The following is a 13,950-nucleotide window of genomic DNA, read 5'->3' as shown; positions in this document are numbered from 1 at the left end:
AGCATGACATAAGAACAGAAGAGTGCGTAAACTAAAAAATAACGAACTAAAAAGATTAAGCGTTGATGGTTTTAAGGCTGCAAAAAAAACACCTATAATTATTATCCTTGATAATATTAGAAGTTTAAACAATATTGGCTCGGTGTTTAGAACGAGTGATGCATTTTTAATTGAAAAGATTTACCTCTGCGGTATTACAGCAAAACCGCCTCACAAAGACATACATAAAACAGCTTTAGGAAGCACAGAAACCGTAGATTGGGCATATACAGAAGACACTTTAGGTCTAGTAGAAAAACTAAAATCGGAAAACGTTAAAATATGTAGTATTGAACAAGCTGAAAACGCCACAATGCTTAATGATTTTAAGGTTGAAAACAATAAAAAATATGCGCTAGTTTTTGGCAACGAAGTAAAAGGGGTGTCTCAAGAAATTGTTTCAACTAGTGATGTAGTGATTGAAATTCCACAATATGGTACTAAACACTCTTTAAATATTTCTGTTAGTTGTGGCGTTGTGGTTTGGGATGTGATGAACAAGCTTAAAACAACCTATATATGATTGCAAAAAAAGTAACCAAACATAGATTAATACTAAAAAAACGCTTGCATCAAAAAGCAACTATAAAAAAAATCGCCAAAGTTGAAAATGCAACGCTTAAGCTGTTTTTGAATGCTTTCATTAAAGTTAGGACTAAAAACTTTTCAGCTGATGATATTTCTGCTTTTAAAAGGTGTGAAAGATATAGACAATCACTTCTTAAAGATAAAAGTGAAATTAGCTATGAAATATTTGGATTAAACGACACTGCAGCTGTTTCAGATATATGCAAAAAGGCAGCGTCCAAAGCAAAATGGTGTCAATTATTGTATGGAATTGCTAAAACTATTGACAATCCAAATATTCTTGAAATAGGCACCAATCTGGGAATTTCTGGAACTTATCTCTTGGAAGCAATTAAGGGCAAAAATGGCTATTTTATAACTATGGAAGGCTTGCCGCAACTGTGTGAAATAGCAAAAACTCAGTTTAAAATCATTACTGCTTCTGATAATTTTGAAGTAATTCAAGGTTTATATGAAGATACTTTTCCAAAGGTTTTACAGAACGATAAGTGTTTCAACCTGTTATTCATTGATGGCAATCACAGAAAAGCACCAACGCTTCAATATTTCAATGAATTAAAATCGAAAATGACATCTCCAGCAATTTTCATTTTTGATGACATTTATTGGAGCGAAGAAATGAAAGATGCATGGAACATCATCAAAAGCGATGCTAACGTGAATTTCGCGATAGATCTTTACGAACAAGGTGTTGTAATCATTGACAAGGACGAAAGCACTAAAAATGAGCATTTCAGTCTACACCTTAGCTATTGATTTAATTCAAAAAATGAAAAGAAAAAAGCAACCTTGGCCTACCAAAGATGTCATGACACAAATTTATGAGAAACATCTTTGGGGCGGGATTGAGTTTGACTTTTATTCAGGCTATGGCTCACACGACAAAACTATAGTAAATACATATCTTGAAGTAGTAAAAGACTTTTTAGAATCCTTTACAGAGTCTTTAACTGTTTGCGATTTAGGCTGTGGCGATTTTAATATTGGAAAGCACCTTGTAAAATTCACTAAAACATATATTGCTATTGATATTGTAGACAGCCTAGTTAAAAGAAATAAAACCCTATTTAAAGCAGATAATTTAGAGTTTCAATGTTTAGACATTTCAAAAGACAACCTTCCTCACGCAGATTGCATCATTTTGCGCCAAGTATTACAACATTTATCTAATACTGAAATTAAAAGCATCCTTAAAAAACTAAAAGATTATAAATACATTGTTCTAACTGAACATGTCCCATTAGGTGATTTTATTTCAAATAAAGACATTATTTCTGGTCAAGGCAATCGTTTAAAACACAACAGTGGCGTTGATGTATTAAAGCCGCCATTTAATTTAAAAATTAATCATGCGAAACACCTAACGGCATATTATTTAGAGAGCCCCACTAAAAGTCAAATCACCACCACATTATATCAATTACCCTAAAAGGTCTCATACTTGCTTGTGTCCGTTAAATAAACAAGGCTACCTGAGAAGGCAGCCTTGTTTATTTTACATATACTGAATACGCTTCTAGTTTAAGTTCAAATTAGTTTTGAACTCTATCATGTGTCGTATTCGCCCATCTAATCTGTGCTCTCCCGCCTCTAACTCGGTATACGCCATATCTTATTTTCGATTGCGTCCCTCTGTCTGGATCGGGAATATTCCAATTAAATGCTTCACCTCCAATTATGGCATTGCAATAGTGTATTTTTTTTGAAGAATCATTTGGATCTGCTTTAAAACCTACCTCTAACACAAAAGAAGTTATTTCATTTTTATTGACTCTTTTTAGTAAAACTACTTCTCTACCGCTACTTCCTGATCCTCCACGCTCTGTTATACGCTCAGCATAAATATCGAAAGCAACCTGCTTGTCTGCATTACTACCTTCACCATAAACAGGATGCGCTCTATACAAACAAATAGCAGGATCTGGAGAACCTCCACCGCCAGTGTGTTGTCCTTTGGCCTGTGCTATGTAAGTACCATCTTGACCAAAAGAGCCAGCATCAGCTACTTCAAGAATCCTAAAGTCTCCTGTAAATTTCACAGATGAGCCTACATTGGCGTTAGCTATAGGTAATGAGCGTTCTATTCTAGGTTGTAAGGTATTTGCTGCATCTTGATTATTGGAGCCAGCAGTTATATTATATACTCCCCAAGTAAGTCCATCAATTTCAACTTCTTTGTAATTTGCATAACAACTCCTATCGTCAATAGTCCCCACATTAACTGGGTTTGGTAAATCGTTTGATGTTCTGGTAGCATTTTCACCTTCTGGCGTGCATGTTGTAATAGGTCCCGTATCTTCGTCAACTGCTACCAATGAATCTGGATCTGGATCTGGGTCTGGGTCTGGGTCTGGGTCTGGGTCCGGATCGACAATGATTTCTTCTATTGCTTTGGTAAGATCTATGTCATCAGATGAACAAGAAAAGAAAGCTATAAAAACAATTAAAGAGGTAATTGTTAATATTTTGTTTATAGTCTTTATTTTTTTCATAATTTTTTAGAATTTTTGGTAAAGTTAAGGCTTAAAAGAAAGTAATCCGTCCTGAACTATCCTGCCCAATTTTAATGTTTACAACCTATATGTAGGCATTTAAACCAGTAAATAGTAGTATTTAAAAAAATCCAGTAAATTCATTTACACAAATTACTAAACAAATAACTTAATTGTTCATCGATTTATTGCATAAAAATTACGTCCGTATGAGATGATTGTTTTTATTACCATGATGAATTTAGTAATATTTCATCCAAAACCCATAAATAATCTGCTCGATTTTCGATAAAATCCCTATCTGAAATATCTATAATTTTTACTTTAAAATCGTCTTGAGTTTTTAAAAACTCTAGATATCCAACATTAATATTTTCAAGATAGTCATCAGCAATGTTTTGCTCGTACTCGCGTCCACGTTTTTTAATATTTCGTTGTAAACGTTCGGTGTTTTGGTATAAATAAACGTATAATTCGGGTTTTGCAATATCCTTGTACATCAAGTTGAATAATCTGCGGTATAAATTAAATTCGTCTCCCTTTAGATTAATCTTAGAGAAAATTAATGATTTTACTACATAATAATCGCTTACAATGAAATCTTTAAACAAATCTAGTTGCGATAGATCATCCGAAATTTGTTGATAACGATCGGCCAAAAACGACATTTCTAAGGTGAAGGCGTAGCGATTGGCATCTTCGTAAAATTTTGGCAAAAATGGGTTGTCAGCAAAACGCTCTAAAACTAATTTCGCATTAAAATCATAAGCTATTTTAGTGGATAAACTCGTTTTTCCTGCACCAATATTTCCTTCAATAGCGATATAATTAAATTTTGAGAAATCGTATTTCCTACTCGGGTTTTTCAACCAAATTTTGATGGGTTCGAGTTGAGATTCATCATCACACTCTTTAAGTAAAACAGAAACTTCTTTATCCAATTTCGGATGATTTACTTTTGAAGCAATATCGTGTAAAGGCAGTAAAACGAACTTGCGTTTTTGCATTTCAGGATGCGGTACTTGTAAGGTTGTTGTATCAATTATAGCGTCTTCTGCAAAAACAATGTCCAAATCGATTGTTCTAGCCTCATAACCTTTAGTTTTACTTCGAGTGCGCCCTAGTTTGTTTTCAATTTCAAGTAAATTATCTAAAACACTTTGGGGTTTTAAATAACTCTCCAAAACCAAGCAACAGTTTAAAAAATTATCACCTTCAAAACCAAATGCGGGAGATTTATAAACTTTAGAAATTAATTTAATGTTTCCTAAACGCTCATAAATAGCATCTACCGCAGCTTGCAAGTTTTTAAACTTATCACCTTTGTTACTGCCCAATGCGATATGGAAGGTTGTGGGTTTTTCCATGGAAAAGCAAAATAATAAAAAGTAAACGGATTTGGGTTATATTTACAAAACCTATTTATCCACAACGATTAATGATACAAAAAGACAAACTATCCGCCCAACGCATTTACATACTTTTAGGTGGCTTATTTATCACCTCGCTGGTAGTTTCAAACCTTATTTTTCAAAAGTTTTTTTATTGGCACCCATTTGATATTGAAATATTTGGAAGTAAGCTTTTTGAAATCTCTGTTGGTATTTTACCTTATCCCATTACCTTTTTGATTACAGATTTAATTAGTGAAATCTATGGAAAAAAACGGGCAAATGACGTTGTAGTGGTTGGCATTTTTGCTTCTTTGTTTTCGCTTTTAATTATTTATGTAGCCGATGTTGTTCCTGCAACGTCATGGGCTCCTGTGAATAACGAAATGTTCAAAACTGTATTTGGAAACTCGGTTATTGCAGTATTCGCCAGTATGTTAACGTATTTGTTTGCGCAGTTTGTGGACATACAGATTTACCATTTTTGGAAACGTCTCACCAAAGGCAAGCATCTTTGGTTACGCAACAATTTTTCTACATGGTTCTCGCAATTTGTGGATACGTTTACCATTGTATTTTTATTGTGTTCCTTCGGTATTATCGATTGGGCAAACTTTAAGGGCCTACTGGTAAGCGGATTTCTTTTTAAAGTTTTTGTTGCTATTCTAGATACGCCATTGCTTTATTTAGGGGTTTACTTTTTTAGAAAGCGCTTTAATCTAAAAGTAAACGAAGAAATCGATTTACTCTAATTCATATCTGTTAACAACAGCACGGTATAGGTTAAATTTTTATTAAACTTTTAGTTAAGTTATCCGAAAACTAATCTCCCTCGTATATTTATATAAATCCGTTTTTTATGAAGAAAGCTTTAAAAATTGTTGGAATTACTATACTCATCATTATTGCACTTTTAATAGCTATTCCATTCGCTTTTCAAGGACAAATTAAGGATATGGTAAAACGCTTTATCAACGAAAACGTTAATGCCAAGGTAGAGTTTAGCGATGTAAGCCTGAGTTTTATACGAAGTTTTCCAGAGGCACACGTGAGCATTAGTGACTTAGTGATTACCAATTTTGAACCTTTTAAAGATGAAACCTTTGCCACGGCGAAGGACATTTCGTTTACTATGAATGTTAACGAACTTTTCAAGTCTGCTGATGAAGACCCAATTGTGGTGAACACCATAGATATTGAAGAAGCACTTTTAACTTTAAAAACCGATAAATTAGGTAACAATAACTACGACATAGCAAAAGAAAACGATAACCAAACGTCTTCTAAAAGTACTAACAATTTTGGTTTTGATATTGAAGATTATGAAATTAAAAATAGCGCTTTTAGCTACATTGATGAGGATTCAGATATTTTAATTCATGTTACAGAATTAAACCATGAAGGCCATGGCACATTTTCTGCAGGAGCATCAGAATTGGACACCCAAAGTAAAGCTAATGTGAGTATTTCTATCGATAGCACCAATTATCTTAGTAGTAATCCAGTAAAACTAGATGCTTTAATTGGTTTAGATTTCGAAAACCAGAAATATACTTTTAAGGATAATAAGGGATTTATTAATGATTTACCTCTGGAATTCCAAGGTTTTGTGCAGCAAGTAGAAAATGGACAACAGATTGATATTTCATTTGAAAATCCAGAATCCGACTTTAAAAATTTCTTGGCAGTTATTCCGAAGGCATATTCCAAAAACATTGAAAACGTCGAAACCACAGGTGATTTTAAAGTAAAAGGCATGGTTAAGGGTTTGAGTTCTCAAGAAACCATTCCAAATTTAGACATCGGCATTTCATCAAATAATGCGTCGTTTAAATATCCTGATTTGCCAAAACGTGTGAGTAATATTTCTATTGATACGCGCATTATCAACACAACAGGTAAAACGGATGACACTTACATTGACATTAAGACATTGAATTTTAAAATTGACGAAGATGTCTTTAAGTCTTCGGCCACCTTGAAGAATTTAACAAAAAATATGCTGGTAAATGCCAATGTTGATGGTGTACTGAATTTAGGAAACATCACCAAAGTGTATCCCGTAGAGTTGGACAACACACTTACAGGGATTTTAAAAGGAAAAATCAATACTGCTTTTGATATGAATGCTATCGAAACTAATGCCTACGAACGTATAAAGAATAATGGTTCAGCAAGTATTACAGATTTTGTGTTTTCTTCGGAAGACATTGTGAACCCTATTCATATTTCAGAAGCAAACATGACCTTTAACCCAGGGAAAGTTTCGCTTAATAATTTTAAGGCTAAAACAGGGGATAGTGATTTGAACGCCACAGGAACCATAAATAATCTGCTAGGTTTTCTGTTGAGTGATAATACATTGAAAGGCAACTTTAATGTCACTTCGAATCTGTTTAAAGTAAGCGATTTTATGACTGAAGATGAAACTTCAGCAGAAAATAAAACCACCACCAAAGAAGAGTCCCTTAAAATCCCGAAGTTTTTAGATTGCACCATAAATGCGAATGCGCAAACTGTGGTTTATGACAATTTAAATCTTAAAAATGTTACTGGTACCTTGTTTATTAAAGATCAAAAGGCATCATTACAAAATATGACCTCATCACTTTTTGATGGCAAATTAGCCATTAATGGGGCAGTGTCAACAAAGAACGAAACACCTGTTTTTGATTTAAAGCTGGGCGCTCAAGATTTTGATATCGCTCAATCATTTAAAGACATGGAGCTACTTCAAAATTTGGCGCCGATTGCTAAACTGCTGCAAGGAAAATTAAATACAACACTAAACTTTTCTGGGGCTTTAGACCAAGAGTTTTCTCCAGTGTTAAGTTCGGTTTCTGGTGATGCACTTGCCGAATTGTTGACCACGCAAATCAACACCCAAGATGGATTATTGAGCAAACTGGAAAGCGCTTTGAGTTTTATTGACTTTGACAAACTGGATCTAAAGGATGTTAAAACCAAATTGGAATTTGCGGATGGAAAAGTGGCCGTTAAACCATTTGATTTCAAATATAAAGACATTAAAATTGAGGTGTCTGGAGCACATGGTTTTGATAAAACACTCAACTACAATGCCGTATTTAATGTGCCTGCAAAATATTTAGGTAGCGAGGTAAACCGCCTTATTGGGCAGATAAATGATGCAGAGGTTAGCACTATTTCCATTCCTGTAACTGCCAATATTACAGGTGCGTTTACTAACCCGACGGTTAAAACCGATTTAAAGAGTGGTGTAAAAAACCTCACCAACCAGTTGATTGAAATCCAAAAGCAGAAATTGCTCAATCAAGGTAAGGACAAGGTGAAGGATTTAATTGGCGAGGTTATTGGAGGCAACAAAACCAAAACCGACTCCATCAAAAAAGAACAAGATAATGTAGTGAAAGATGTACTTAATGATATAATTAAGAGCAAGCCACAACAAGGTTCTACAAAAACAGATAGTACAAGCTCTACCGAAAAAGCCATTAAAAATGTGCTCGGTGGGTTATTGGGCAGTAAGAAAAAAAAGGAGAAAGATTCCGTGAATTAATTTTTTTTGGGCGTTACCCTGCGGGTCGCGCTTTCCACTATATCTTCCTGCGAAGCAGTGCCTAACTTGTTTCGGGATCTTGTTAGTTAATTAACATCGTTCTTAAAATAAAAAATAATAATATTTAAGCTCCGCACAAAGGATGCCGTTGCAATCGCTAACGCGGGCGTACTTGCCAATTGTGTTTCATAAACCATACTTTCTGCTTATCTATAAAATCTAACCCAGGTTTTAAAACTACTCAGCACTGGCTAAATGTTTGGAATACTAAGTTGTCAATACATTCTACAATGAATTCGGCACACGTACGGTGACACAGAATTTACGTTTTTCATAAAAAACAACCAAAAAACACTCAAAATCGGTCTGTTTTAGTCAATTTTTAATAGTTTTTGGATAAAAATGCCTATTCTTTTGGATTTGTCAATTTTTAGTGTAAGTTATACTATGTAAAATCCTAAAAACACATTTTTATTTTATGAGGCAATTAAAAATCACGAAACAAATTACCAACAGAGCGTCTAAATCACTTGACAACTACCTACAGGACATTAGCAAATTACAAATGGTCACCGCCGAGGAAGAAGTGGAATTGGCGCAACGGATAAAAAAAGGAGACAAGCAAGCATTGGACAAATTGGTAACGGCAAATTTGAGATTTGTGGTTTCGGTTGCTAAACAATATCAAAACCAAGGTTTAACACTATCGGACCTGATTAACGAGGGCAATGCAGGATTGGTAAAAGCAGCGAAACGCTTTGACGAAACACGTGGTTTTAAATTTATAAGTTATGCGGTGTGGTGGATTAGACAGGCCATATTGCAGGCTATTGCAGAACAATCGCGGGTGATACGATTGCCATTGAATAAAATTGGCTCGATTAATAAAATAAGAAAAGCGTACTCTCATTTGGAGCAAACGCATGAGCGTGAGCCCAATGCGCATGAAATTGCTAAGAATTTGGACTTATCAGTAGCTGATGTAAAACAGTCTATGAGTGTTTCGGGTAAACATATTTCGATGGACGCGCCTTTTAGGGAAGGGGAATCTTCAAATTTATATGATGTTGTACAATCGTCCGAATCACCACGTCCTGATGATGAACTCATAAAGAAATCTTTGAATATTGAGGTAAATCGTGCTTTAGAAACGTTATCCGAAAATGAGGCGCATGTAATTAAACATTATTTTGGCATTAATGTAAAACAGCCAAAAACATTACAGGAAATTGGTGATAACATTGGCTTAACCCGCGAACGTGTAAGACAAATAAGGGAAAAAGGCATTCGCAGATTGCGCCATACCTCAAGAAATAAGGTGCTTAAAACGTATTTAGGTTAACATTGAGAAACAAAGACCAAAATTTATTAGGTTTTCCTAATAAAAAAACAGAAATTTGCATCCCTTTTGGGAAACCTTGATAACGAAATTATAAAATATACATATGTTAAAGATTATTGTTAAAGATGGTGAAAACATCGAGAGAGCTTTAAAACGTTACAAAAGAAAGCATAGAAATATTAAAGTAATGCAAAATTTAAGAGAAGGTCAGTATTTTACAAAACCTTCTGTTAAGAGACGCCGTGAAATCCAAAAAGCGGCTTATATCCAAACTCTAAGAGACCAAGAGGATATATAAGTATATCTTTCTAAAATAATAGAATGAAATCCCATTTGCTTTTAGCAGATGGGATTTTTTATTGTAAGCTTTTTAAATATTAAACTACAAAGTATCCATGATGGTACTATATCTATTTGTTGGTGTTTTTTCTGCTACACTAAGCGCATTGCCGCTAGGAGCCTCAAATATTGCTGTCATCAACACAACTTTAAAAGAAAATGCTAATCAAGCTTTCAAAATAGCTGTTACAGCCGGCATAGCAGAAGTATTATTATCTTATTTTGCTTTAGATTGCAATATGGCAATACGAGACTTTTTTGAGCAAAACATCTGGGTTCAAATTAGTATAATTATCATACTATTTAGCGTTGGATTATATCTATTTTTTAAGGAACAATCTAAGAAAACACCTAAAAAACTAAAAATATCACAATCTAAATATGCTACGGGGTTTATTTTGGGTATGTTGAATCCGCCTGTATTACTATTTTGGGTCATCGCATTTAATATCATGCAAAATAATGATATCATGCTTTCATTAGAGTCTTCACTTTTAGTGCTTTTCCTATTTTTCTTTGGGGTGTATCTGGGAAAACTCATCACACTTTATGGTTACAGCAAAGCGAGTATTCTTATTAAAAACAGAATCGACAATATATCCACAATGATTAACAAAGTAACTGGAGTGTTACTTGTTTTTATTGCTTTCGCACAGAGTTTAAACCTTTATCTAGTATAAGACTATTTACGATAATTAATTGGCCTATCTTCGTAAAAGTGTTCAAAAGTCTTATCTGTGTTGTATCTATCCTTCAATACTTTATATACCATCACAATCACTAAAGCCTGCCCTATGCACATGGTGTAAAACACCCAAGTAAACGCGATATTCATAGACACCATAAGCGTTAATAACACTAAAAAAAATGTGGTAAGCCCCACGTAAAACATCACTGGAATTTTCATAGCTTTTTTATTTACAAGGTAGTAAATAGCTGTTTTTATTGATGTTATGATCTTGTTAAAAAAACTAAATGATTAAAGTATGGATATGTCCACAACCAAACCTTCATTAGCTCGCACATTAAAAACCGTCTCATCATCAAAAATGAGATATTGCCCCTTTACACCAACTAGCGTTCCTTCATAGGATTGCTCTTTTTTAATATTTAAACTTTTAGGCTTTTCTGGATATTTTTGTACTGGAAATTCTAGATTAGTTTCAGAATTGCTTTCAATAAAGTACTCCTTAGCTTCATCGGGAATGTAGGTTTTTAAACGCTCTCGCCATTCCACTAAATTTTCATCCTTAATGTCGTTTTTAAGCATAGTGCGCCAATTGGTTTTATCAGCAACATGGTCTTTTAAAGCCACTTCGGTTATTCCTGCCAAATAACGATTGGGGACTTCAACTATTTCAATAGCTTCGTGCGCACCTTGATCTATCCATCGTGTTGGTACTTGACTTTTTCTAGTTACTCCCACTTTTACGTTACTTGAGTTAGCTAAATACACAATATGAGGCTGTAACTGCACTTTCTTTTCATATTCCAGATCGCGGTCTTCTTTTCCTAAATGTGCGGTACTTAATTCTGGTCTCATAATCCAGTCCGCTGCTTGAGGGATGTCGAAAAAACAACTCTTGCAAAAACCCTGTCTGTATATTTCTTTGTCCAATCCGCAGTTTAAACACTGATACTTCACAAATTGCATTTTTATGTGCTTATTCAATAGTTGATTTATATGAATAAAATCATTCTCAAACACCAAATAATATTGAATTGGACTAGAAAATTCAGTCTCCATTTTCCTTAAAACACCTTGATAGGTCATATAAAAAAAAGTATTATTTTTAAAAACTTAAAGATAGCATAATTATGCCAATTCCATTAGTTAATTCCATTGCATCCTGGTTCCTCAAAAAGCGATTTCATCAAATTGAACTGTTTTTAAAATATCCTAATGAGGTGCAAAACGAGTTGCTATTAAACCTTTTAGATTTCGCAAAAAACACTGAAATTGGAAGAAGGCATGATTTTGCATCGATAAAAGACTATGAAACTTTTGCAAGTCGCATTCCTATTAAAAACTACGATGGCTGGCAAGATGTAATTGAGCGCTCTAGGAGAGGTGAGAACAATATTTTTTGGCCAACGCCCATTAAATGGTTTGCTAAGTCCAGTGGTACTACACGAGCAAAAAGTAAATTTATTCCTGTTAGCGAAGAGTCTTTGGAAGATTGCCATTATGCGGCAAGTAAGGATTTATTGTGTATGTATTTAAATAACAACGAAGATTCGCAATTATTCACGGGTAAAAGCTTGCGTTTAGGAGGCAGCAAAGAATTGTATAAGGAGAACGGAACCATTTTTGGTGACTTATCGGCTATTTTAATTGACAACATGCCATTTTGGGCAGAGTTTAGCAGTACCCCAAGCAATAAAGTGTCGTTAATGAGTAATTGGGAGCATAAAATGCAGGCTATTGTAGATGAAACCATTAATGAAAATGTAACAAGTTTAGCAGGTGTTCCATCTTGGATGTTAGTGCTTTTAAACAATGTTTTAGAAACCACTGGAAAAGAAAGTCTTTTAGAAGTATGGCCAAATCTTGAAGTCTATTTTCATGGAGGTGTTAGCTTTGTGCCATACAAAGATCAATACAAAAAAATATTACCGGGGAAGCAATTTAAGTATTACGAAATTTATAATGCATCGGAAGGTTTTTTCGCCATTCAAGACCAAAACAATTCAGATGAATTACTTTTAATGTTGGATTATGGTATTTTTTATGAATTTATCCCTATTGATATTTATGCCACATCGGAGGAAAAAGCAGTGCCTTTGAGTGCCGTTGAACTGAAAAAAAACTATGCAGTTATAATTACGACCAATGCCGGCTTATGGCGGTATAAAATTGGTGACACCGTGCGATTTACGTCCTTATACCCTTATCGCATAAAAATTACTGGTAGAACCAAACACCATATTAATGTTTTTGGCGAGGAATTAATTATCGAAAATGCAGAGGCAGCATTGAAAAAAGTATGCAAACGCACAAAGGCAGAAATTGTAGACTTCACTGCTGCGCCCATTTTTATGGAAGGTAAAGAAAAAGGGGCGCACGAATGGCTTATTGAATTTAAAACACCTCCTAAGGACATGGGTTATTTCAACGAATTATTTGATAACGCCTTAAAATCTCTAAACTCCGATTATGAAGCAAAGCGTTATAACAACATCACCTTAAATAAACCCACCATTAATATTGCAAGACCTCAACTATTTCATGATTGGTTAAAGCAGAATAATAAATTGGGCGGACAACATAAAGTGCCTAGGCTTTCCAATACTAGGGATTACCTTGATGAGCTTCTAAAATTAAACAGCTAATTAAATTTATAGTCGTAATAAATTAGAAATACGGCCTAAGCTAGATTGTAAATCGGAATTTACTAAAGACGTTTTACAGGAAAACAAACGAGGAGAGGTTATTGTTTGAAGTGAAAGACTTTCATAAAAAATCCGATGAATAGACCAACTGCAAATGCTTTTGTGGTTTTAACGAGTTATTCGTCGTATCGTCTAAAAGTGATAATACCCATTTGCTGAATACTCGAAGTAGACATATTTTTGATTCCGAAATCAAGAAACAATCAAAGTATTACATATTAATTAAATATCCATTTGAAAATATACCACGCTTTTACAGCGTGGTTTTTTTATACTCAAAATCTATTATCTTTATTAAAAAATTTAAGCATGTCTTTTTTTAAAACTTCACTAGTACTATTTGCACTTGTATTTTTTAGCTTTTTTAAAAGTGAAGCCCAAGAGGTCCCAAACGACTTTTGGAAGAATGTTAGATATGGAGGAGGCCTAGGCTTAAACTTTGGCAATGGGTTTTTTACAGCTACCATTGCGCCAAGTGCTATTTATGAATTCAATAATCAAGTTGCATTGGGTGCTGGGTTAAACGCCACATTCAACAACCAAAGAGATGTTTATAGAACTACCGTTTTGGGAGGCAGCTTAATTGGACTTTATAACATAATACCAGAGATTCAACTTTCAGGAGAATTTGAACAACTCAATGTAAGCCGTAGATATGATATTAAGGTTAATGCTGATAATGAAAATTATTGGTCGCCTGCTTTATTCTTGGGTGCTGGTTTCCGAAATGGGAACATGGTTTTTGGAATTCGATACAATGTTCTGCACGATAGTGAAAAAAGCATTTACATTGATCCCTGGGTACCGTTTGTTAGGTTTTTCTTTTAG

At 34.3% G+C, this 13,950-nt stretch carries 14 protein-coding genes; 10 read left to right on the top strand and 4 right to left on the bottom strand.

What is annotated here, in order from left to right:
* The first annotated feature begins 22 nt into the window (after positions 1–22).
* Genes AC1B0Z_RS12990 through AC1B0Z_RS12980 form a run of 3 tightly spaced genes read left to right on the top strand, consistent with a single transcriptional unit; the run spans position 23 to position 2,056 of the window.
* On the top strand, positions 23–562 hold the full coding sequence (locus tag AC1B0Z_RS12990; protein ID WP_483792470.1) for an RNA methyltransferase: 540 nt from the start codon (positions 23–25) through the stop codon (positions 560–562).
* On the top strand, positions 559–1,383 hold the full coding sequence (locus AC1B0Z_RS12985; protein ID WP_483792469.1) for an O-methyltransferase: 825 nt from the start codon (positions 559–561) through the stop codon (positions 1,381–1,383). Before AC1B0Z_RS12990 ends, AC1B0Z_RS12985 begins: the two co-directional genes overlap by 4 nt.
* Positions 1,352–2,056: a class I SAM-dependent methyltransferase gene (locus AC1B0Z_RS12980; protein WP_483792468.1), complete on the top strand. Its 705-nt coding sequence runs from the start codon at positions 1,352–1,354 to the stop codon at positions 2,054–2,056. The genes AC1B0Z_RS12985 and AC1B0Z_RS12980 overlap by 32 nt, the downstream gene beginning before the upstream one ends.
* Before the next feature lie 103 nt (positions 2,057–2,159).
* Here AC1B0Z_RS12980 and AC1B0Z_RS12975 read toward each other — a convergent pair whose 3' ends face one another.
* A complete protein-coding gene (locus AC1B0Z_RS12975; protein WP_483792467.1) occupies positions 2,160–3,119 on the bottom strand; it encodes a hypothetical protein in 960 nt (319 codons plus the stop codon).
* A gap of 227 nt (positions 3,120–3,346) precedes the next feature.
* Positions 3,347–4,486 carry a 2-amino-4-hydroxy-6-hydroxymethyldihydropteridine diphosphokinase gene (folK, locus tag AC1B0Z_RS12970; protein ID WP_483792466.1) on the bottom strand — a complete coding sequence of 380 codons (1,140 nt, stop codon included), beginning with the start codon at positions 4,484–4,486 and terminating at the stop codon, positions 3,347–3,349.
* Positions 4,487–4,557: 71 nt separating this feature from the next.
* Here folK and AC1B0Z_RS12965 point away from each other — a divergent pair, with 71 nt between their 5' ends.
* The 5 genes from AC1B0Z_RS12965 (at position 4,558) to AC1B0Z_RS12945 (ending at position 10,409) form a co-directional block, all read left to right on the top strand.
* A complete protein-coding gene (locus AC1B0Z_RS12965; protein ID WP_483792465.1) occupies positions 4,558–5,262 on the top strand; it encodes a queuosine precursor transporter in 705 nt (234 codons plus the stop codon).
* 107 nt (positions 5,263–5,369) lie between these two features.
* Positions 5,370–8,048 (top strand): AsmA family protein, encoded by a 2,679-nt coding sequence (locus tag AC1B0Z_RS12960; RefSeq protein WP_483792464.1) that lies wholly within the window; start codon positions 5,370–5,372, stop codon positions 8,046–8,048.
* Between the two features lie 478 nt (positions 8,049–8,526).
* A complete protein-coding gene (locus AC1B0Z_RS12955; RefSeq protein WP_483792463.1) occupies positions 8,527–9,390 on the top strand; it encodes a sigma-70 family RNA polymerase sigma factor in 864 nt (287 codons plus the stop codon).
* A gap of 103 nt (positions 9,391–9,493) precedes the next feature.
* Positions 9,494–9,688, top strand: coding sequence for a 30S ribosomal protein S21 (gene rpsU, locus AC1B0Z_RS12950; protein ID WP_130964771.1), 195 nt, complete (start codon positions 9,494–9,496; stop codon positions 9,686–9,688).
* 97 nt (positions 9,689–9,785) lie between these two features.
* A complete protein-coding gene (locus AC1B0Z_RS12945) occupies positions 9,786–10,409 on the top strand; it encodes a LysE family transporter (RefSeq protein ID WP_483792462.1) in 624 nt (207 codons plus the stop codon).
* Positions 10,410–10,411: 2 nt separating this feature from the next.
* Here AC1B0Z_RS12945 and AC1B0Z_RS12940 read toward each other — a convergent pair whose 3' ends face one another.
* A complete protein-coding gene (locus tag AC1B0Z_RS12940; protein WP_483792461.1) occupies positions 10,412–10,636 on the bottom strand; it encodes a hypothetical protein in 225 nt (74 codons plus the stop codon).
* 72 nt (positions 10,637–10,708) lie between these two features.
* Positions 10,709–11,503, bottom strand: coding sequence for a DUF2797 domain-containing protein (locus AC1B0Z_RS12935; RefSeq protein WP_483792460.1), 795 nt, complete (start codon positions 11,501–11,503; stop codon positions 10,709–10,711).
* 44 nt (positions 11,504–11,547) lie between these two features.
* On the opposite strand from AC1B0Z_RS12935, the gene AC1B0Z_RS12930 reads away from it, so the two are divergent.
* Positions 11,548–13,062 (top strand): GH3 auxin-responsive promoter family protein, encoded by a 1,515-nt coding sequence (locus AC1B0Z_RS12930; RefSeq protein WP_483792459.1) that lies wholly within the window; start codon positions 11,548–11,550, stop codon positions 13,060–13,062.
* A 369-nt stretch (positions 13,063–13,431) separates the two neighbouring features.
* Positions 13,432–13,950: an alpha-ketoglutarate decarboxylase gene (locus AC1B0Z_RS12925; protein WP_483792458.1), complete on the top strand. Its 519-nt coding sequence runs from the start codon at positions 13,432–13,434 to the stop codon at positions 13,948–13,950.

This window comes from Hyunsoonleella sp. J2K-J805 (assembly GCF_057167125.1).
Note: the sequence above shows the minus strand (reverse complement) of the source record. Positions and strands in the feature narration are given on the sequence as shown.